Here is a 20,720-nt window from a genome sequence, read left to right as displayed (position 1 = left end):
GTCTCTCCCTAATCAGGCCGTGCGGGCTTCGGCGGACGCGGCCTGGGCCTCGCGGGCCTCGGCCTTGATGCCCGAGCGAACGGTCATCGCGATGTTGAACGCCATGATCAGCATGCCGGCCAGGAAGAACCCGCCACCAATGGCACGCACCACGTACGGCTTGTGCAGGAACACCACCGACTCGGTGAAGGTGTAGGCCAGGTTCCCGTACTGGTCAAAGGCGCGCAGCATCAGGCCCTGACCGATACCGGCCACCCACATCGCGGTGATGTACAGCACGATCCCAATGGTCGCCAGGAAGAAGTGCACATACACCAGCTTCAGGCTGTACAGGTTGACGTTCCACAGCCGCGGGATCAGGTGATACAGCGAGCCGAAGGAGATCATCGCCACCCAGCCGAGGGCGCCGGAGTGCACGTGGCCCACGGTCCAGTCGGTGTAGTGCGACAGCGCGTTCACGCTCTTCAGGGACATCATCGGACCCTCGAAGGTCGACATGCCGTAGAACGCCAGCGCGGTGATCAGGAACAGCATGATCGGGTCGGTGCGCAGCTTATCCCAGGCGCCCGACAGGGTCATGATGCCGTTGATCATGCCGCCCCAGGAGGGCAGCAGCAGCAGGATAGAGAAGGTCGCCGCCAGGGTGGAGACCCAGTCCGGCAGCGCGGTCCAGTGCAGGTGGTGCGCACCCACCCACATGTACAGGAAGACCAGCGCCCAGAAATGGATGATGGACAGCTTGTACGAGTAGATCGGGCGACCGGCCTGCTTCGGCACGAAGTAGTACATCATCCCGAGGAACGCGGCCGTCAGGAAGAAGCCCACCGCGTTATGGCCGTACCACCATTGGGTCATCGCATCCTGCACCCCGGAGAAGATGGAGTAGGAATGCGGGTGGAACAGGCCGACCGGGACCTGGATGTTGTTGAAGATGTGCAGCAGCGCGGTGGCCAGGATAAAGGCCATGAAGAACCAGTTCGCCACGTAGATATGCGGCTGGTTCCGACGCAGCAGGGTCATCAGGTAGATCATGAAGTAGGCGACCCAGACCACTAGGATGATGATGTCGATCTGCCAGTTGAACTCGGCGTATTCGCGGCCCTGGGTGATCCCCATCATGTAGGTGATCACGCCGAGGACCAGCGCCAGGTTCCACCCGTAGAAGGTGAAGCTCGCCATGGAGTCACTCCACAGCCGGGTCTGACAGGTCCGCTGCACCACGTAGTAGGACGTGGCGAACAGCGCGTTACCCCCGAAACCGAAGATCACGGCCGTGGTGTGGACCGGACGGAAGCGCCCGAAGGTGATCTGCGCGATATCGAAGTTCAGGAACGGGAACGCCAGCTGCGAGGCGATCCAGACACCGGCGGCCATCCCGAACACGCCCCAGAGGACGGCGGCAATGGCAAACCGCTTGATAATCGCGTAGTTGTACTGCTCGGAAGTCGCGACTGACGCTGCGGGTGCGGCACCCGCCGTAGTGGCTGCTTGTGACATGACTTTTCCACCTTGCTGCGGGGAACACGGATGTCCCGATGGTTCGGGGGCGTGAACTCTACCCCATTCCGGGCCCACAAAAAACCAATACCGCCTGTGTCACTCGGATATTGAGCGGGACGGGCGGAACTTTTCCTGTCCAAGAGAATACATCTTCCGGTGGATCGCCCGCGAGGGACGCGGGCGGCATTTTCGTTGATCCAGATCAACGAACCGGCTGAACCGGGATCACGCGCCCGTCTGGCCGCGACGGGGGCGGCGCATCCGGCACCCAGGCATGACCATAGACCACCTCCCAGGTCGCGGGCAGACGACCCTCCACGCCGAAGTCGCGGGCATAGGCCTCGGCGACGGCCACCAGACGCCGGGGGCCAAACAGACCCGACGAACGCCCCGCCAGGGCGTTGCGCACCCCGACCCCGCGCAGGTCGCGGATCAGGCCGGTCAGATCCGGGTAGGTCAGGGTCAGAGCCTCCTGGTCCATCACCGGATCGGCAAAGCCGGATCGCACCAGGGCATCGCCGATGTCGTGCATGTCCATGAAGGCGTTGACATGTGCCCCGGCGCCGCCATCCACAGCCGCGAAGGCGGCGCGCAACTCGCGCAAAGTGTCCGGGCCAAAGGTGGTAAACAGCCACAGCCCGCCCGGGCGCAGGATACGCCGCACCTCGGCGAAGGCCTGGTCGAGGTCGCTGCACCACTGCAGGGCCGAGCTGGAAACCGCCAGATCAAAGGACCGCTCGGCCAGCGGCAGGGCCTCAAGGTCACCGCAGACCACCTGCGGCCGCCGCAGCCAGCGCCCGCGCCGCCGCGCCCGCGCAACCATCTCCGGGGCGAAGTCCACGCCGGCCAGGTGCGCCCCGCGGTAGCGGCGGCTCAGGTGATCCAGGGCCTCGCCGATGCCGCAACCCAGATCGACGATGCGTTCCGGCTCCATCCGGATCCAGTCCAGACGCTCCAGCATCCGCTCCTGCACCTCGCGCTGCAGGACCGCATGCTCCTCGTAGGTGGCAGCGGCCCGTGCAAAGGCCTCGCGCACCCGCGCCTTGTCGAGATCGAAGCTGTCGGGTCGGGTCATGCGGACTCCCCTGCACTGCAGTGATCCAGGAACTCGGAAACAAATCCGGCCAGCCGCTGCGGCCGCGCCCACCAGTCCGCATGACCGCCCGCCCCGCGACCGATCCGGCCATCGGGGCGCAAGCTCGTCAGTCCCGCCTCCACCGCGACCGGCACCAGCGCGTCCTCCGGCTCCAGCCAGCACGCCACCGGCGCCTGCACCCCGGCCCAGGCGGCGCGCAGGTCGGCACCCTGCAGCAGATCCAGACCCGCCGCCAGTCCATCCGGAGAGGCGGGGGCCGCCTGCATCCGGTCCGCCAGTGCGCGCGCGAGCGAGGCCGCATCGGGACTGCCACGAGCACAGAGCATCGCCAGACGCCGATTGAGTCGGCGGCGGTCGCCTCCGAGGGCGGCGCGGAAGTCCTCCAGCTCGTCCAGCGGCAGGGCGGCCGGCCAGTCATCATTACGGATGAAGCGTGGCGTTGCCCCAATCAGTACAAGCCCCTGCGGGCCCGTCCACTGGCGCGCCGCCGCGAGCGCCACCAGGCCGCCCAGGGACCAGCCAGCCCAGACCGGGTACTCGACGTCCGCGGGCAGCGCGGCGATCAGGGCCGCGGCGGCGCCCTCCGCATCCGCCAGCCGCCAGCCGTCGCCCGCGGCCCCATGACCGGGCAGATCCGGCGCCAGTACCCGCGTGCCGGCCGGCAGCTTGGCCCGCAGGGGCGCCCAGACCGCGCCGGAAAAGCCCCAGCCGTGCAACAGCACCAGCGTCGGGTCATGGACCGGACGGGTCACACCCCCCATCTCAGCGCGCTGAACGCCGGCCACCGGCTTGCGTATCATGTGCGCTCGCAATCTCTTGCCCATCCGCGCAGACAGGCTCACCGCTCATGGCTATTACAATCGGCATCATCATCGCGTATCTGCTGGGATCGCTTTCCACGGCCATTCTGGTCAGCAAGCTGCTGCGTCTGCCGGACCCGCGCACCACCGGGTCGAAGAACCCCGGCGCCACGAATGTCCTGCGCTCGGGCGGCAAGAAGGCGGCCATCATCACGCTCATCGGGGATGTCGGCAAGGGCTGGCTGCCGGTGTTCGTCGCGCTCCAGCTGGAGCTCTTCCCCGGCTGGGCGATCGGCCTGATCGGCCTGGCCGCCTTCCTCGGTCACGTGTTCCCCGTGTACTACCGCCTTCAGGGCGGCAAGGGTGTGGCCACCGCACTTGGCGTGATCCTCGCGATCAGCCCGGCGGCCGGCGGACTGGTGCTGCTCACCTGGCTCGTGGTCGCCGCGATCTGGCGATATTCGTCGCTGGCGGCCCTGGTCGCGGCCGGCATGGCCCCGGTGTACACGATCCTGCTGGGCATGGATCACTGGATCAGCGCCGCGGTCGCGCTGATGAGCGTAATCCTGTTCATCCGCCACGACAGCAATATCCGCCGTCTGATGCGCGGCGAGGAATCGCGGATCGGCCAGAAGAACAAGGCCCCGGCCCCCGGAGACTGACGGCCCGCCGAGCACGGGCCGGGCAGGGCTTCAGCCCGGTCCGGCCGGAACCGGCGCCTCCAGTTCGGCCAGGGGCCAGCGGGCCCGCGCGGCGACAACCGGGGCCCCGGCATCCCCTACGCCACCGGCCTGCAGCCGCCGCAGCCCGGCCAGCGCGATCATCGCCCCGTTGTCGGTGCAGAACTCCGGGCGCGGGAAATACACCGGCACCCCCTGGCGTTGCGCCATGGCCTGCAGCCCCGCGCGCAGCGTGGTGTTGGCGGCCACGCCACCGGCCACCACCAGCGCCGGGGCCCCGGTCTGCTCCAGACCGCGCCGGGTCTTTTCGACCAGAGTGTCGGTCACGGCCTCCTCGAAGGCGCGGGCGACATCCTCCGGGCGGTAACTTTGCTTCTTCAGCGCGGTCAGGACGGCGGTCTTCAGGCCGGAGAAGCTCATGTCCAGCCCCGGGCGATCCAGCATGGGGCGCGGCAGCCGCAGGGCATCCGGCGCGCCCTGTTCCGCCAGGCGCGCCAGCGCCGGGCCACCCGGATACCCCAGCCCCAGCAGCTTGGCGGTCTTGTCGAAGGCCTCGCCGGCAGCATCGTCGATGCTCTCGCCGATCAGGTCGTAGTCGCCCAGGGCCCTGGCATGGATCAGCTGGGTATGCCCCCCGGAGACCTGCAGCACCAGGAACGGGAAGTCGAGCCCGGTATCCTCCAGGAACGGCGCCAGCAGGTGGCCCTCCAGGTGATGCACCGCCAGCGCCGGGATACCCCAGCCCCAGGCCAGGGAGCGAGCCACCGAGGCACCGGTCAGTAGCGCCCCCAGCAGTCCCGGCCCGCCGGTGTAGGCCACCGCATCCAGGTCCGGCCCGTCCACGCCCGCCTCCTCCAACACCGCGCGCACCAGCGGCAGGAGCCGCCGGATGTGGTCACGCGAGGCCAGTTCCGGCACCACGCCGCCGTAGATTGCGTGCAGATCCGTCTGGCTGTACAGCCGGTGCGCGAGCAGGCCACGGTCGCTGTCGATCAGCGCCACGCCCGTCTCGTCACAGGAGGTTTCGATACCCAGTACCTTCATGGCGCCAGCATGCCGGGTTTCGTCGATGCCACCAAGCATCCCCGGAACGACCGCGCCATTGCGCCAGGACCGGGGTTCACAGGCGCCCCCGGCGATCGGGGATACCCCCCAGCGGCAGATGCGCGCAGCCGCGACCGAGAGCCATAACCTGGAAGCGCTCGCCCATCTCGCCCGGCAGGGTCAGCATGCGCACGGCCTGCGCCGCCTGCATGGTCAGGCGGGCATCCTCGCCGCTACCGACGCGGGCCTCGAAACGCTGCGGCAGCCCCGCCCCCAGGAGGAATTCGCCCTGCCCGGCGTAGGTCAGCACATCGAGGCCCGCGGCATCCGCCGCCTCGGCCACAGCGGTGAAGTCGACACTGGCGGTCAGGTCCATCAGCCCCGGATGGGCCAGAGGGTCCTGGATCATCTGCTGGCGGTAGTAGCCGACCAGGGTCCCCTGGTGCCGTTCCGGGGCGTAATAGGCGGCCCGCGGGAAGCCGTAATCCACGATCACGGCCACCCCCTGCTCCAGCCCCTCGGCGAGCGCACGCACCCACGCCGCCTGCGCCGGCCGCCACTCGGACAGGTAGCCCTCGGGCCAGGGGCCATAGTCGGCCGCCAGCCGCGTCACGGGTTCGGCCAGGGCTGGCGGGGCCTCGCGTTCGGCCAGGGTCAGCGCCCCGTCCGCCTCGGTAGTGACGCCGACCTGCCACACGCGCCCCTCGCGCCAGCGGAACAGCTCCACCGGCAGGGCATCCAGCACCTCGTTGGCCAGCACCACCCCACGCAAGGGGGCCTCGGGGAGGGCATCGAGCCAGGCCACACGCGCGTATTCCGCCGGCTCCAGCTGGGCCTGCAGGTGGGCCTGCTGCCGGGCGCGCAGGTCCGGGCTCACCTCGATGATCCAGTACCGCCCCCAGGCCACCCCGAGCTCGCGCAGGGTGGTGATCACGTCCCCCGCCAGGCGGCCACTGCCGGCACCGAATTCCAGCAGCGTGCCGGCGCCGTCGAGGTCATCGCGCAGCACCGGGGCCAGCCAGGTCGCCAGGGTCTCGCCGAACAGCGGCGAGAGCTCCGGCGCGGTGACGAAGTCCCCGCCCTCGCCCAGCTTGTGGGCCCCGTTCACGTAATAGCCCAGGCCCGGCGCATACAGGGCCGCCTGCATGTAATCGACGAACGGAAGGAACCCCTGGCCCGCCGCAATACTCTGTTGCAGGTGAATGCGCAGACGCGCGGCGATCTCCCGGGCGACCGGATCGTCGGCGGCGTTTGTGCTAGGTTTCGGCGGCAACATGGCGACGCATGGTACCAACCCGGGGATGGACGTGGCGCAGGCACCCACCGACAATTTGAGCAGGACACCCGACCCGGCGGGCGTGGTGCTGATCACCGGGGCCGCACGGCGCGTCGGCGCCACCATTGCCCGGCACCTGCACGCGGCCGGGTTGCGGGTGCTAATCCATTACCGCGGCTCGCGTGACGAGGCCGACGCGCTCGCCGCCGATCTGAACGCGGTGCGCCCCGACAGCGCCCGCACCCTGCAGGCCGACCTGCTCGACCCCCAGGCCATCGAAGTCCTCGCCCGCGACGCCGAGGCGGCTTGGGGGCGGCTGGACTTTCTCGTCAACAACGCCTCGACGTTCTATCCAACCCCCGTTGGCGAGATCCGCGAATCCGCCTGGAACGACCTGATCGGCTCCAACCTGAAGGCGCCGACCTTCCTCACCCAGGCCTGCAACCCGGCGCTGCAGCGGGCGCGGGGCGCGGTCGTCAATATCGTGGATATCCACGCGCTGCGCCCGCTGAAGGGCTATCCGGTGTATTCGGCGGCCAAGGCCGGGCTCTGGGCCCTGACCCAGGCCTTTGCCCGCGAACTGGGGCCCGGCGTGCGGGTCAACGGGGTTGCGCCCGGCGCGATCCTGGCGCCGGAGGATGCGGAGAACACCGGCACCCACGAGGCCATGATCGAGCGCACTGCCCTCAAGCGCGAGGGCAGCCCGGAGGATATCGCCCGCACCGTGCGGTTCCTGCTGCTGGATGCGCCGTACATTACCGGCCAGGTCATCCCGGTGGATGGCGGGCGCTCCGCATCGCAGTAGCCGTACCCGGGGTCAGCCGCGCTACACTGGCCAGAACCAAGAACCTGCGTCAGGAGACCGCCCGATGATCGATTCCAAACGCTTCGACGACCTCGCTCGCCGGATCACCGAGAGCCTGCCGGAGTCCGTGCGCCACATGCAGGAAGACGTGCAGCGCCAGGTCCGCTCATCGCTGCAAAGCGGCTTCGAGCGCATGGACCTGGTCACCCGCGAGGACTTCGACATCCAGGTCGCCCTGCTGGAGCGCACCCGCGAACGCCTCGCCGAACTGGAGGCTCGCGTAGCCGCGCTGGAGGGGCGGCCGGACGACACCCCGGGGCAGTAGCCACCACTGAAACCACCCGCCGGGGACGGACCCCCGGCGGCCGAACGGAGGGGCACGGATGCCCGTCACCATTGCCTACGCCCGCGCCATCGACGGCATTCATGCCCCGCTGGTGACCATCGAGACCCATCTGGCCAATGGCCTCCCGGCCTTCCAGATCGTCGGCCTGCCGGAGGCCGCGGTGCGCGAGAGCCGTGATCGCGTGCGCGCGGCGATCCAGACCAGCGGCTTCGAATTCCCGCGGCGGCGCATCACCGTCAACCTGGCCCCCGCAGACCTGCCCAAGGACGGCGGCCGCTTCGACCTCGGCATCGCCCTGGGCATCCTCGCCGCCAGCCAGCAAATCCCGGCCGAAGCCCTGGCGGCACACGAATTCCTCGGCGAACTGGGGCTGGACGGCCAGTTGCGGCCGGTGGGCGGCACACTGGCGGCCGGACTCGCCGCCGCGGATGCCGACCGCGCCCTGGTGGTCAACCCGGAGGACGGCGCCGAGGCGGCACTGGCGAGGCGCGCGCGAGTCCTCACCGGGTCACACCTGACTGCGGTATGCGCGGCGCTGGCCGGGCGCGACGCCCTGGCACCCGCCCGGCCGCCCGAGCCGGAACCGCCGAGCCACCCGGACCTCGCGGACGTACGCGGCCAGCACCAGGCGCGGCGCGCCCTGGAGATCGCCGCCGCCGGCGGACACCACCTGCTGATGGTCGGCCCACCCGGCAGCGGCAAATCGATGCTGGCGGCGCGCATCCCCGGCATCCTGCCGCCGATGGACGAGGCCGAGGCGCTGGAGACGGCCGCCATCCACAGCCTGCGCGGCAGCACCCACCTGCGGGGTGACTGGCGGGCCCGCCCGTTCCGCTCCCCCCATCACACCGCATCGGGCGTGGCCCTGGTGGGCGGCGGGAGCACCCCGCGCCCCGGGGAGATCTCGCTGGCGCACCAGGGCGTGCTGTTCCTGGACGAACTGACGGAGTTCGACCGCTCGGTTCTGGACGTGCTGCGCGAGCCGCTGGAGACCGGCGTAATCCACATCTCGCGCGCCGCGCGCCAGGCCGAGTTCCCGGCCCGCTTCCAGCTGGTGGGCGCGATGAACCCCTGCCCGCAGGGTTTCGACTGCGACCTGGCCGAACGCTGCGAATGCACCCCGGAGCAGCGGGCCCGGCACCGCAAGCGCCTGTCCGCCCCCCTACTGGACCGGATCGACCTCGCCATCGAGGTGCCCCGGATCCCGCCGGCCGACCTGGCCGGCGCGACCGAGCCGACCGAGACGTCCGCTACGGTCGCGACGCGCGTGACCCGGGCGCGCGACCGGCAGCAGGCGCGCCAGGAGGGACTCAACAGCACTCTGGATGGCGCGGGACTCGACCAACACGCCGCCCTTGCGGCCGCCGACCGCGAGCTACTGGACAAGGCGGCCGAGCGCTTCCGTCTCTCGGCACGGGCCTATCACCGCATCCTGCGCGTGGCGCGCAGCATCGCCGATCTGGAGGGCGCGGAAGCGATTGCCACCCGACATCTCACCGAGGCGCTGAGCTACCGCGCCCTGGACCACTGGCGTACCCAGTAAACGGGAAAGCGTCGTCCCGCAAAGAAAAGGCCCCGCCCGGTCTACCGGGCGGGGCCTTTGTACGCGGCAACGGCGCGACGATCAGTCTTCGAAGGTCGCCACGTAGACGGCCAGATCGGCGATATCCTGATCCGACAGGTTCGCGGCGTTCGGCGCCATCAGGGCCGTCTGGTCACCAACGGTCTCGCCGGCGCGGTAGCGCACCAGCTTGTCGGCGATGTACTCGGCATCCCGGCCGGCCAACGCCGGGAAGACCGGGGTGCCCTGACCCTGCGCACCATGGCAGGCCACGCAGGTGTTGTAACGCGACTGACCGCGCTCAACATCACCCTCGTCGACCGCAATAGCGGCCACGGCTTCGGCCTCTTCCTCGGCGGCCGCTTCGCCCGTGTCGGTGGTGGCCACCGGCTCCTCGCCTTCAGCGGCGGCGTCGTCCGCGGCGGTGTCGCCGTTTCCGTTGGAACTGCCCTCGTAGCCGTGATCAACGCCTGCCTGATCGAGCATGTAGGCCACGACTTCATTCATCTGCTCGTCGGTCAGGCTGGAATCGCCACCGCGGGCCGGCATCGCGCCGATGCCGTTGATCGAGTTCTCGAACAGGGTCTCCAGACCCTTGTCGTTCAGACGGTTAGTCCACTCGTCCGTGTCATCCTTGAGCGGGGCACCGGAGGCGCCCGAGTCATGGCAGGCGGCGCAGACGTTGGCGTAGATGTCGCCCGGGCTGAGGTCCGCGGCTTCCTCGGCGGTATCCACCTCACCGGAGACCACCCGGCCGATCGGCGCGATGCGCTCGGCAATACGCTCCTCGCTCACGGCCTCCGCCTGGGAACCCATCATGCCCCCAATCCAGCTCGCAAGCTGCGACACCAGAAACAGGACTGTCGCCAGCAGGGCCAGGGACGAGATAAACAGCAACACCTTGTTCCCGGTGTCCATCTTGATCGGTTGATTTCCCACTTCTCTCCCTCCGAGATCCTGGCCATGCATGGCCTTGTGGTGTGCTCTTTCGAAAGCGCTCGCGCGGTACGCGCAAATCGGGCGCAGAGTATAGGGCATCATGCCAGGCGCGACCACAAACCCAGCGGCGCGGTCAAATATGGCTGGACGCACCCGCGGCCCCGCCCGTATCATTGCAGCCCTTGCGCCCGTAGCTCAGCTGGATAGAGCGCTGCCCTCCGGAGGCAGAGGTCAGAGGTTCGAATCCTCTCGGGCGCGCCATTACGCAAAAAGGGACACTCGTGGTCCCTTTTTGCGTAATGGGGTGTCTGAGGGCCTCGATTCGAACCTCCGTTCGAATCGAGGCCCGCGAAGCGGGCCGACATCGCGGTGCAGCCAACGGCTGCACCGGTCCGAAGGACCGAGCCGCCACAGGCGGCGAAGCCATCCTCTCGGGCGCGACGCCCGAACACCCCGGGCGTAGCCCCAAGCTCCATTCAAGCCGAGACCCGCAGCGCGGGCTGAGCGCGCCACAGCCACGGCCCGTGCCGGCTCGAAGGACCGGCGGCGCAACGAGCCCAGCCCCTCGGCGGCAGCCTCGGGACGTTCGCCGACACGAAGCCAGCCTCGCGCCCCCCACCCTCTCGGGCGCGAAGCACGAACACCCCCGAATCCAACCCGGCGAACCTCCAGTTCGAGCCGAGGCCCGCGCAGCTGCGCTGACATCCCCGTCCGCCGGATACAGCCCGAACGTTCCGCCAGCCTTCCGTTCCGCCCTTACCCGCCACAGCGCCCGCGGCGCACTGTCCGAATCGACTCCCGGCATGATCTGGATCAAATCGGAGGCCGGCTCCGGGGGCTAGCGTCGAAGGTGCATGGACCCAACTAGAGGAAAGATCATGCTGATGGAAATCATGTTTCAGTCGCCCATCGGGATCCTGACGATCGTGACGCTGGCGGGCATCGCGGCCTTCTTCGCGTACGTGATTTACTTCATCGTTCACGGGATGCACGAGAACGACAAGGGGCAATAGGCCCGGACGGATCCTGCCCGGGGCAGCCCCTCCAAACAGAAAAGGCCGGGGCGTCGGTCATCCAACGCCCTGGCCTTTGGTACGGGTTACCCGGAGCGCCCGGGTAACCCGTATGGTTGCGTCCGACTCAGGAGCCGGAGCCCCCGGGCGTATCGCCCAGTTCGGCGCGCGGTGCGTCGCCACGGCGAGCATCCGCGGCCACTTCCGGGCCGACGCGGCTCGGCTCGGCCAGGGAGTCGGTGCAGGTCTGGGCACCGTGGTACAGGCGCACGACGTGCTTGGCCTCGGCGAAGAACAGCCAGCGCTCCATGCCGATCCCGACCAGGCTCGACACCGCCGCCAGCCAGGCGATACCGGCCGGCGCACCGGAGAGGATCGAACCGAAGACCAGTACCGGGGCGATGAAGCCGAGCAGGAAGACGCCCATCTTGATGTTGTCGATGGTGTCCTTGCGCGGGTCGTAGCCGAATTCGTCGGTCAGGAAGGTGCCGGCGGTGTGGCCGGTATCCAGCAGACGCACGGTCGCCCGGTTGAAGGTGGTCGCGGTGTTGATGGTCGGACCGTTCACGCGCGAGATCCAGAAGTAGTAGATCCCCTTGAGCAACGCGGCGGCCAGCAGCGCGACGATGGCCACGCCCGCATGCAGCGTGGTGGCATTGCCGAACACCGCGGCGATGGCGGCGAACAGCGTGGTGCCGGTCGCGATGCCCAGCATGATGTAATTCGCCGGGGTCAGCGCCGTGTTCCACTGGCGGATGGTCTTCAGGCAGCCATAGATCATGCCCGTGGAGAACAGCGTGATCACGGCCAGCACGGCAGCGATCGCGCCGGCCATGGCGGGCAGCGGCCCGATGGCCGAACCCTGCAGCAGCACACCCAGACCGTAGATACCGGCGAAGGGGTAGAACAGCACCGCGAACACGGCCTCGCGCGACAGCCAGGAGGTCTTGAAGCGCATGAAGGAACGCCAGGCGTTCTTCTTGTTCGCCAGGTGACCGGTGGAGAGCATCAGCCCCAGGGTGATCATCCCCAGCGACACCAGGCCGTGCGCCAGCAGCTCGCCGTGGCTCATGGCCGGGCCGATACCCGCGAGATGGAAGGCCGCCAGCAGGATGAACAGGCCGTAGCCCGCACCCGAGATGACGGTAAACAGGATGACGGAAAATGCCGGATGCATATGAATTCTCCCGTTCGGGCCGCGCCTAGCGCGCGACCATCTTGTTGACCCAGTCCTTCACCGAGGTGACGAGCTTGTTGGCGCGCACGTCGTCGGTGGGGATCGGGCGGGTGATACGCGGGGGCAGATAGGTGTTGACCGGCTTGTAGCCCAGCTCCGGCATCTGCTTCACGCCGCCGCGCTCGCGCACCAGGCGGCTGACCTCGGAGTCCTGGTCGTCGAAGTCACCGAAGAACCGGGCGTGCGCCGGGCAGGTGATCACGCAGGCGGGCTGGCGCTCTTCCGGCGGCAGCTGCTCGTCGTAGATACGGTCCACGCACAGCGTGCACTTCTTCATCACGCCGTCTTCGCGGTCCAGCTCGCGCGCACCGTAGGGGCAGGCCCAGGCGCAGTAGTTGCAGCCCATGCACTTGTCCTGGTCGACCAGCACGATGCCGTCTTCCGGGCGCTTGTAGGAGGCGCCGGTCGGGCAGACGTTCACGCAGTCAGCATGCTGGCAGTGCATGCAGGACATCGGGATGTTCACGGTCTTGTTGTTGGGGTAGTCGCCGACTTCGTAGTGGCGAATACGGTTGAACCACACGCCGCTGGGGTCCTCGCCATAGGGGCGATAGTCGGTCAGCGCGCCGGTGGTACCGCTGGTGTTCCACTGCTTGCAGGCCACCGCGCAGGCGTGACAGCCCACGCAGGTATCCATGTCGATTACGAGTCCAAGTCGCATTTCAGGTACTCCTCAAATTCTCTCGGGCCGCCGGCTTCGGCCGGCGGCATGGCCCGGATCCGTGATGCCTACTGTTCGTCGTCCAGCGAGCCGCGCGTCAGCACGTCGCGGATGGAACGGTTCAGGTGCACCGGCTTGTGCGCTGCGTAGCGGAGCTGGTCCGGGGCCTCGGACATGCCGGGCGCCGGCTTGATCGTGTCGAAGTCGGGCCAGGTGCTGGCCTCTTCCGGGTCGGCCGGGGTGATCTTGACCTTCAGGTCGTACCACGCGGCCTGGCCGGTGACCGGGTCGGAGTTGGTGATGTTGTCCACCGGGTCGCCCTTCTTCGGCAGCAGCTCACTGATCAGGTGGTTCATCAGGAAGCCCTTGTTGGACTCGTTCGCGTCCGGCTTCAGACCCCAGGCGCCCTTCTGCTTGCCGATGGCGTTCCAGGTCCAGACGGTGTTCGGCTCGCAGCCCTCGATCAGCTTGACCTGCACGCGGATCTTGCCGTTGTGCGACTCCAGCCAAACCCAGGACATGTCCGCGATGCCCATGGACTCCGCCTTGCCACGGTTCATGTACAGATAGTTCTGGGCGCAGATCTGACGCAGCCAGGCATTCTGCGAATCCCAGGAGTGGTACATGAACATCGGGCGCTGGTTGACCGCATAGAACGGGTACTCGTCCTCGTCGATCCGGGTCTGCTCCAGCGGCTTGTGCCAGATCGGCAGCGGATCGAAGAACTGGGTCAGGCGATCCTTGTGCTCCTGCTTGGTCGGCTGCGGGCCGTCATACAGGCCCTGGCCGGCCAGCTTGAAGCGCTGCTGGGTCTCGGAGTAGAGCTCGATGGTGATCGGATCGGTCTTGCCCACCCAGCCGGCGTGCTTGGCCAGCTCCAGGTAGTCCTTGTTGGCGAAGCGGTAGAACTGCTGGCTCGGTGCCAGGTGATGCACGAAGAACCCCTGATTCTCGATGTACGCCTCCCACTGCTTCGGGTTCGGCTCGCCACGCAGGTGGGTCTTGCCGTCCTTGCCGCGGTAGCCGGACAGGAAACCGATGCCGGGCTCCTTCTCGAAGTTGACGATGAAGTCCTTGTAGTCCTCGAACTTGCGGCTGCCATCGTCGTTGGTGAACGCCGGGAACTTCAGGCGGCCGGCCAGCTCGACCATGACCTCCTGCCAGGGACGCACGTCGCGGTCGACCTCGAGGATCGGGTGGCGGATGGAGTCCGCCGCCGCGGCCGGCTCGGAGATCGGGCGGTCCAGCATGGAGATGGTGTCGTATCGCTCCAGATAGGTCGTATCCGGGAGCACCAGATCGGCAAAGTTGACCGTCTCCGAGTGGAACGCATCCGCGACCACCAGGAACGGGATCTTGTACTCGCCGCTGTCGTCCTTCGCCCGCAGCATGTCCATCACCTCGGCGGTATTCATCGAGGAGTTCCAGGACATGTTCGCCATGAAGAAGATCAGCGTGTCGATCGGATAGGGATCGCCGTTGACCGCATTGGTCACCACCATGTGCATCAGGCCATGGTTGGAGATCGGCGCATCCCAGGAAAAGGCCTTGTCGATGCGCAGCGGGTTGCCTTCGTCATCGATGACCAGGTCCTCCGGCGCGGTCGGGAAACCGAGCGGCGGGCTCTTCAGCGGGGTGTTCGGCGCGCATTCCTTGGCCGGCTTGATGCCCGGCGGGACGTGCTTGGGATACGGCGGCTTGGCCAGGTGACCGCCGGGGCAGTCCACCGAGCCCAGCATGATCTGCAGCAGATGGATCGCGCGGCAGGTCTGGAAGCCGTTGGAGTGCGCGGAGATGCCGCGCATCGCGTGCATGGACACCGGGCGACCGAACACCTTGTCGTGCTTGCGGCCCCAGGAGTCGGTCCACTCGATATCGAGTTCGATCGTCTCCTTGAACGCGACGTGCGCCATCTCCAGCGCCAGGCGCTCGGTCTGGTCGGCCGGGACGCCGGTGACCTCGGCGGTGTTCTCCGGGGAATACTCGTCGCTCAGGTAGCGCTCGGCCAGCAGCGTCATCACGGTCTTGACCGGGCGGCCGTCGGGCGCGGTGTACTCGCCGAACAACGCCGGCTTGATGTCGACCTGGGTGCCGTCGACGAACGCCTCCTGTTCCAGCTCCCAGACCAGCGGGTTGCCGGCCTCGTCACGCAGGATCAGGCCATCGCCCTTCTGCCCCGGGGTCTGCACCACCAGCTGGGTGGCGTTGGTGTAGCGCACCAGGAAGTCCCAGTCGAACTGGTCGTTCTTCAGCAGCACGTGCAGCATCGACAGCGCGAACAGGCCGTCGGTACCGGGCTTGATGCCCACCCACTCGTCGGCGATCGCCTGGTAGCCGGTGCGCACCGGGTTGATCGCGACAAACTTGCCGCCGCGGCGCTTGAGCTTCTCCAGACCGATCTTGATCGGGTTGGAGGCATGGTCTTCCGCCACGCCCCAGAGCATGTGGTACTTGGTGCGGTCCCAGTCCGGGTCGCCGAATTCCCAGAAGGCGAAGCCGGTGGTATACAGACCGCCCGTGGCCATGTTCACCGAGCAGAAGCCGCCGTGGGCCGCCCAGTTGTAGGTGCCGAACTGGGTCGCCCACAGACCGGTCAGGGCCTGCATCTGGTCGCGGCCGGTGAAGAACGCCAGCTTGCGCGGGTCGGTCTCGCGGATCTTCTGCAGCCGCGTGGACAGCATGTCCAGGGCCTCGTCCCAGGAGATCGGCTCGAACTCGCCGGCGCCGCGCTCGGTGCCGGGCTTGCGGCGCATCGGCTGGTGCAGGCGCGCCGGGGACTGCTGCTTCATGATCCCCGCGTTACCCTTGGCACACAGCACCCCCTTGTTGATCGGGTGATGCCGATTGCCCTGGATATAGCGGACCTTGTTGTTCTGGACGGTAACCTTGATGCCGCAGCGGCAGGCACACATGTAGCAGGTGGTGTACTTGATCTCCTGCTCGCTGTGGTTCTCGAACTCGGGCAACGCGCTCATTCAGACGACCCCATAGATTACGGTTTGCTTATTCATGGGCCATATTGGCCATAAGCCGGGCTTTTGGCCAACGAAAAGTTCTTATCTTGGAATAAGACAAAATTATCTGTGAGAGATTTTGTTTATTGCCGCAACGATTCTGAGGCATTGTTGTTGCGTTCCCGGAGAAGTGGTCTACGATGTGTGTGATGAAACATATCGCCCCCATCGGCAGGACGGAGCACCCCATGGAACAGCCCCTCAAGGACGAGAACGCACTGGTGGATGCCTTCGGCCGCCGCATCGAATATGTCCGCCTCTCGGTCACCGACCGCTGCGACCTGCGCTGCTTCTACTGCATGCCCAAGGGCTTTCGCGACTTCGAGGAGCCGGATCACTGGCTCAGCTTCGAGGAGATCGAGCGCGTCATGGGAGCCTTCGGACGTCTGGGCACCCGCCGCGTGCGCCTGACCGGCGGCGAGCCGCTGGTACGCAAGAACCTCCCGGACCTGGCCGCACGCCTGAACGCCCTGCCTGGCATCGACGACATCTCGCTGTCCACCAATGCCACGCGCATGGCGCGCCATGCCCAGGAACTGAAGGATGCCGGCGTGGCGCGCATCAACGTCAGTCTCGACTCGCTCAAGCCGGAAGTCTTCAAGGAGATCACCGGCGGCAAGCTGGAGAAGGTCCTGGACGGGCTGATGGCCTCCAAGGCCGCCGGGCTCGACCCGATCAAGATCAACATGGTGGTAATGGGCGGGATCAACGAGCCGGAAGTCGAGGACATGGTGGACTTCTGCATCGAGCACGGCTTCACCCTGCGCTTCATCGAGACCATGCCGATGGGCGACACCGGCCGTGAGGCGAAAGAGGGCCACTACGTGAACCTGCAGGACGTGCGCGCCCGTCTGGAGCCGCGCTACAACCTGGTACCCGGCGTGATGCCCGGCGGCGGCCCGGCGCGCTACATGCAGATCCCGGACACTCCCGTGCGCATCGGCTTTATTACGCCGATTTCGCAGCACTTCTGCGATACCTGCAACCGCGTGCGCCTGTCGGTGGACGGCACCATCTACACCTGCCTGGGCAACGACCACAGCCTGAACCTGCGCCCCTACCTGCGCGAGGGCTGCACCGATTCCGAACTGGAGGATCTGGTGGTCCAGGCCATCAACCTGAAACCGGAACGCCACGAATTCTCCGAGCGCCCGGAAAAGGTCATGCGCTTCATGTCCATGACCGGCGGCTAGCGTCACGGCGGGGCTGGCCCCGATCCCGTAGGAGGCCAGCCTTCTGGCCGATGGGGTGTGACAAGCGTCCCATCGGCCAGAAGGCTGGCCTCCTACATGCCTGGGGCCTCGACACCGCGCGAGCATTCCACAGGAACGAGGAAGGCCCGCTGGAAAGCGGGCCTTCTACGTGTCGGCGAACGGCGATCGGGCTCAGTCGACGGCGCCTTCCGGCGGCAGCTTTTCCTTCATGGAGTCGGACAGCGGCACGTCGTGCACGACCAGTACCGGCAGGCGGGCGTTGCGCACCAGCCACTCGGTCGCGGAACCGGAGAGCATGTTGGCGATCTGACTGCGCCCGCGGGTCCCCATCACGATCATATCCGCGCCCCACTCCTCGGCATGGCGGGAGATCTCCTCCGGCGCACTGCCCACGGCGATGGCGACCTCGTCATCTGCCTCCGCCCACTCCTGCAACTGCGACCGGATTTTTTCTTCCGCCGAATGGCGCATTTCCTTTGCATTCAGGGGCGACGACCCCGCACCACTGAACGCACCAGCGGAACTGGGCCCTGCCACGTCCGACGGCTTCATCACATAGAGCAGCCGCTTCTTCGCCCCCGGACAGTGCTGGCGTGCAACGGCCAGGGCCGCGGCAGAGGCGGGCGAGAAGTCGACGGCGATGATGACGCGCTGCAGCATGAAGATCCCCAATTGAACGCATGGAAGAGCCCCGGCAAAGGCTTGAGCGGGGCGGCAAACTTCAGGACGGGCTTATGAAGTGCTAGACTTTGTCGCCTTTCCTGGCGGTTTCAGTCTGTACCGGCATTGAACCGCTTGCAACCGCGCCATCCACTGGTGGCAACCGGGCCCGGCTACTTCGCACAAGTCTCTGGTACCTGTTCGTTCACCCGTTGATCCCGACGCATGTCGGCTTCGGCGCGCATGGGTATTGGGGACCATATCGTGCAGCAGACCCTACAAGACTTCCTCTCCCGCCAGCGCAAGATCTGGTTGTTCAATGTGCGCGCGGACCTGATCGCCGGGATCGTGGTCGCGCTGGCCCTGATCCCCGAGGCGATCGCGTTCTCGATCATCGCCGGGGTCGACCCGAGCGTGGGCCTGTACGCCTCGTTCACCATGGCGGTGGTGATCGCCTTCGCCGGAGGGCGCCCCGGGATGATCTCGGCCGCGACCGGGGCCATGGCCCTGCTGATGGTGACACTCATCGCCGAGCACGGACTGCAGTACCTGCTGGCCGCGACCATCCTGACCGGGATCATCCAGATCCTGTTCGCCTGGGCCAAGCTCGCGCGCTACATGATGTTCATCCCGCGCACGGTGCTGGTCGGCTTCGTGAATGCGCTGGCGATCCTGATCTTCCTGTCCCAGGTGCCCTACCTGGTGGATGGCGACACCACCATGTGGGCGCTGGTCACGGCCGGCCTGATCATCCTCTATGGCCTGCCGATGATCCCGGGCTATCCGAAGCTGCTGCCGCCGCCGCTCGTCGCGATCGTGGTGCTCAGCGTCGTGGTCTATTTCATGGGGCTGCCGACGCTGGAGGTCGGCGACATGGGCGAGCTTCCGGACGGCCTGCCGGTGTTCCTGTTCCCCGACATCCCGCTGAACTGGGAGACGCTGCAGATCATCTTCCCGACCGCGTTCGCGCTGGCGATCGTCGGCCTGCTGGAGTCGCTGCTGACCGCCTCCATCCTCGACGATCTGACCGACACGCCCTCTGGCAAGAACCGCGAGGCCCAGGGCCAGGGCATCGCCAATGTCGTCACCGGCTTTTTCGGCGGCATGGCGGGCTGCGCGATGATTGGCCAGTCGGTGATCAACATCAAGTCCGGGGGTCTCGGTCGTCTGTCGACCTTGTCGGCGGGGATCTTCCTGCTGCTGTTCATCGTGTTCCTCGGCGACCTGGTCTCGATCATCCCAATGGCCGCGCTGGTCGCGGTGATGATCATGGTCTCCATCGCCACCTTCGACTGGGGCTCGCTGACCACCCTGCACAAGCTGCCGCGCACCGACGCCACCGTGCTGATCGTGACCGTTGGCACCACCGTGATCACCCACGACCTGTCGCTGGGCGTGTTCGCCGGCGTGCTGCTCTCGGCGATCTTCTTCGCGCGCAAGATGGTCAAGGCGGTCGAAGTCACTAGTGCGCTCTCCGAGGACGGCCGGACCCGGATCTACACCGTGCGCGGCCAGCTGTTCTTCGTCGCCGTGGACAAGTTCATCGACAGCTTCGACTACCGCGAGGGCATCCATCACATCGAGATCGACCTGACCCGCGCCTCGCTGTGGGACAGCTCGGCGGTGGCCGCCATCGACAAGGTCGTCGGCAAGTTCCGCCGCAACGGCATGGAGGTCGAGGTGAAGGCCCCGCGAGGTGAAAGTGGTGAACTGCACGACAAGCTCGCGCAGCACGACAAGGGCGCCGACCTGGGGCCGGGCGGGCACTAGCACCGCCACCGTCATTGCGAGGAGTGCAGCGACGAAGCACAAAGGCGCGAAGCGCGTTGAACGGCCGCAGGCCGGCCCGAAGGGCGAGCGCAGCGAGTAATCTCCCTCCGAAACCCTCGGACCCCGACACTGCGCAAGCTTCAGGAGGTTGCCGCGGCCCCTGCGGGGCCTCGCAATGACGGTGCCCGTAACGACGCCGGGAGATGGGAGAGATTGGACCTCTTGTCCAGGCGTGGCAGGCTAGGCGGATGATGAATCTTCGCCGGCCGGCACCCCCGGCCGACCCCCGGGCCGAGCAGGAGCGGATTCGGCGTGCGCTGCTCTGGCCCATGCTGGGGGCCGCTATCCTGATCGTGATCCACGCCCTGCACGACCTGCTGGGCGGGGACTGGTCGCGGCTGGGCATCCTGCCGCGCGACGCGGTCGGGGCGCTGGGCATCATCACCTCGCCGCTGATCCACGGCTCCTGGGGCCACCTGCTCGCCAACGTGCCCACCCTCTGGGTGCTCGGCATGCTCACCCTCTATGGATTCCCTCGCGCCACGCGCGTGGCGGTCCCGTTGATCTGGCTGATGGGTGGCCTCGGCGTCTGGCTCTTCGCCCGCGAAGGCCTGCACATCGGGGCCTCGGGCCTGACGCACGGCCTGATGTTCTTTGCCGTAGTTATTGGCATTCGTCGGCGCGACGCGCTGTCCATCGCGCTCGCCATCATCATCCTGTTCCTCTACGGCAGCATGATCTGGGGCATATTCCCCAGCGCGCCCCGGGTCTCATTCGAGGCGCACCTGTTCGGCGCCGTGGTCGGTGCGATCTGCGGCTGGTTCTTGTACCGGCGCGACCCGCTACCGCCCGCGCGACGGCCCTCCTGGGAGGAGGACGACGGGACGGATCCGGAGACCCTGCGCAAAATCGAGCAGGGGCGACTGGACGAGATCGAGCCGAAAGAACCGCTGGAGGGGCCCGGGCGTCGCGACTAGCCGAACACCCGTCCTTAATGCAGCTCGCGTCGGTCGGGGCATCCCGCGACGTTGCGGCGACGGCCCCTCTTCATGGCACCGTCATTGCGAGGAGGCGAAGCCGACGTGGCAATCTCCGAACGCTGGC

At 67.3% G+C, this 20,720-nt stretch carries 18 protein-coding genes and 1 tRNA gene; 9 read left to right on the top strand and 10 right to left on the bottom strand.

Annotated features, from left to right (window positions below; all coding sequences use genetic code 11):
- Window positions 1–12: 12 nt before the first annotated feature.
- The 3 genes from ccoN to D106_RS0104495 all read right to left on the bottom strand — a co-directional run bounded on the left by ccoN (window position 13) and on the right by D106_RS0104495 (window position 3,396).
- Window positions 13–1,497 carry a cytochrome-c oxidase, cbb3-type subunit I gene (gene ccoN, locus D106_RS0104505; protein WP_028485053.1) on the bottom strand — a complete coding sequence of 495 codons (1,485 nt, stop codon included), beginning with the start codon at window positions 1,495–1,497 and terminating at the stop codon, window positions 13–15.
- 205 nt (window positions 1,498–1,702) lie between these two features.
- On the bottom strand, window positions 1,703–2,575 hold the full coding sequence (bioC, locus tag D106_RS0104500; protein ID WP_018879336.1) for a malonyl-ACP O-methyltransferase BioC: 873 nt from the start codon (window positions 2,573–2,575) through the stop codon (window positions 1,703–1,705).
- Window positions 2,572–3,396, bottom strand: coding sequence for an alpha/beta fold hydrolase (locus D106_RS0104495; RefSeq protein WP_026280561.1), 825 nt, complete (start codon window positions 3,394–3,396; stop codon window positions 2,572–2,574). The genes bioC and D106_RS0104495 overlap by 4 nt, the downstream gene beginning before the upstream one ends.
- A 47-nt stretch (window positions 3,397–3,443) precedes the next feature.
- Here D106_RS0104495 and plsY point away from each other — a divergent pair, with 47 nt between their 5' ends.
- The gene (plsY, locus tag D106_RS0104490) at window positions 3,444–4,058 is read left to right on the top strand and encodes a glycerol-3-phosphate 1-O-acyltransferase PlsY (RefSeq protein WP_018875941.1); all 615 of its coding nucleotides are present in this window, start codon (window positions 3,444–3,446) and stop codon (window positions 4,056–4,058) included.
- A gap of 30 nt (window positions 4,059–4,088) precedes the next feature.
- Here plsY and tsaD read toward each other — a convergent pair whose 3' ends face one another.
- Window positions 4,089–5,120 carry a tRNA (adenosine(37)-N6)-threonylcarbamoyltransferase complex transferase subunit TsaD gene (gene tsaD / locus D106_RS0104485; protein ID WP_026279313.1) on the bottom strand — a complete coding sequence of 344 codons (1,032 nt, stop codon included), beginning with the start codon at window positions 5,118–5,120 and terminating at the stop codon, window positions 4,089–4,091.
- A gap of 76 nt (window positions 5,121–5,196) precedes the next feature.
- Entirely contained in the window at window positions 5,197–6,396 is a 1,200-nt protein-coding gene (locus tag D106_RS0104480; RefSeq protein WP_018867746.1) for a class I SAM-dependent methyltransferase, read from the bottom strand.
- Between the two features lie 82 nt (window positions 6,397–6,478).
- On the opposite strand from D106_RS0104480, the gene D106_RS0104475 reads away from it, so the two are divergent.
- From D106_RS0104475 to D106_RS0104465, 3 genes are all read left to right on the top strand, one after another.
- Window positions 6,479–7,201 (top strand): pteridine reductase, encoded by a 723-nt coding sequence (locus D106_RS0104475; protein WP_018867745.1) that lies wholly within the window; start codon window positions 6,479–6,481, stop codon window positions 7,199–7,201.
- A 64-nt stretch (window positions 7,202–7,265) separates the two neighbouring features.
- Window positions 7,266–7,526: an accessory factor UbiK family protein gene (locus D106_RS0104470; RefSeq protein WP_018867744.1), complete on the top strand. Its 261-nt coding sequence runs from the start codon at window positions 7,266–7,268 to the stop codon at window positions 7,524–7,526.
- A 58-nt stretch (window positions 7,527–7,584) separates the two neighbouring features.
- Complete coding sequence (locus tag D106_RS0104465) at window positions 7,585–9,090, top strand: YifB family Mg chelatase-like AAA ATPase (RefSeq protein WP_018879333.1); 1,506 nt, start codon at window positions 7,585–7,587, stop codon at window positions 9,088–9,090.
- 81 nt (window positions 9,091–9,171) lie between these two features.
- Here D106_RS0104465 and D106_RS0104460 read toward each other — a convergent pair whose 3' ends face one another.
- A complete protein-coding gene (locus D106_RS0104460) occupies window positions 9,172–10,047 on the bottom strand; it encodes a c-type cytochrome (protein WP_018879332.1) in 876 nt (291 codons plus the stop codon).
- Between the two features lie 184 nt (window positions 10,048–10,231).
- Here D106_RS0104460 and D106_RS0104455 point away from each other — a divergent pair.
- Window positions 10,232–10,308: transfer RNA gene (locus D106_RS0104455), tRNA-Arg, on the top strand.
- 617 nt (window positions 10,309–10,925) lie between these two features.
- Complete coding sequence (locus tag D106_RS15345) at window positions 10,926–11,060, top strand: hypothetical protein (protein WP_018875935.1); 135 nt, start codon at window positions 10,926–10,928, stop codon at window positions 11,058–11,060.
- Window positions 11,061–11,187: 127 nt separating this feature from the next.
- On the opposite strand, the gene D106_RS0104445 is transcribed toward D106_RS15345, so the two are convergent.
- The 3 genes from D106_RS0104445 to D106_RS0104435 all read right to left on the bottom strand — a co-directional run bounded on the left by D106_RS0104445 (window position 11,188) and on the right by D106_RS0104435 (window position 15,933).
- Window positions 11,188–12,237 carry a DmsC/YnfH family molybdoenzyme membrane anchor subunit gene (locus D106_RS0104445; RefSeq protein ID WP_018867740.1) on the bottom strand — a complete coding sequence of 350 codons (1,050 nt, stop codon included), beginning with the start codon at window positions 12,235–12,237 and terminating at the stop codon, window positions 11,188–11,190.
- A 25-nt stretch (window positions 12,238–12,262) separates the two neighbouring features.
- Window positions 12,263–12,958 (bottom strand): 4Fe-4S dicluster domain-containing protein, encoded by a 696-nt coding sequence (locus D106_RS0104440; protein ID WP_026279312.1) that lies wholly within the window; start codon window positions 12,956–12,958, stop codon window positions 12,263–12,265.
- A 68-nt stretch (window positions 12,959–13,026) separates the two neighbouring features.
- Window positions 13,027–15,933 carry a molybdopterin oxidoreductase family protein gene (locus D106_RS0104435; protein WP_018879331.1) on the bottom strand — a complete coding sequence of 969 codons (2,907 nt, stop codon included), beginning with the start codon at window positions 15,931–15,933 and terminating at the stop codon, window positions 13,027–13,029.
- 227 nt (window positions 15,934–16,160) lie between these two features.
- Between D106_RS0104435 and moaA the strand changes: the two genes are divergently transcribed.
- Window positions 16,161–17,165 (top strand): GTP 3',8-cyclase MoaA, encoded by a 1,005-nt coding sequence (gene moaA, locus D106_RS0104430; RefSeq protein WP_018875933.1) that lies wholly within the window; start codon window positions 16,161–16,163, stop codon window positions 17,163–17,165.
- Window positions 17,166–17,357: 192 nt separating this feature from the next.
- On the opposite strand, the gene D106_RS0104425 is transcribed toward moaA, so the two are convergent.
- A complete protein-coding gene (locus D106_RS0104425) occupies window positions 17,358–17,846 on the bottom strand; it encodes a universal stress protein (protein ID WP_018880902.1) in 489 nt (162 codons plus the stop codon).
- A gap of 264 nt (window positions 17,847–18,110) precedes the next feature.
- Here D106_RS0104425 and D106_RS0104420 point away from each other — a divergent pair, with 264 nt between their 5' ends.
- Together D106_RS0104420 and D106_RS0104415 are read left to right on the top strand one after the other, a co-directional pair.
- Complete coding sequence (locus D106_RS0104420) at window positions 18,111–19,616, top strand: SulP family inorganic anion transporter (protein ID WP_026280560.1); 1,506 nt, start codon at window positions 18,111–18,113, stop codon at window positions 19,614–19,616.
- Between the two features lie 248 nt (window positions 19,617–19,864).
- The gene (locus D106_RS0104415; RefSeq protein WP_018877195.1) at window positions 19,865–20,593 is read left to right on the top strand and encodes a rhomboid family intramembrane serine protease; all 729 of its coding nucleotides are present in this window, start codon (window positions 19,865–19,867) and stop codon (window positions 20,591–20,593) included.
- Window positions 20,594–20,720 lie beyond the last annotated feature (127 nt).

Source organism: Thioalkalivibrio sp. ALE9, from assembly GCF_000377445.1.
Classification (GTDB): Bacteria; Pseudomonadota; Gammaproteobacteria; order Ectothiorhodospirales; family Ectothiorhodospiraceae; genus Thioalkalivibrio.
Note: the sequence above shows the minus strand (reverse complement) of the source record. Positions and strands in the feature narration are given on the sequence as shown.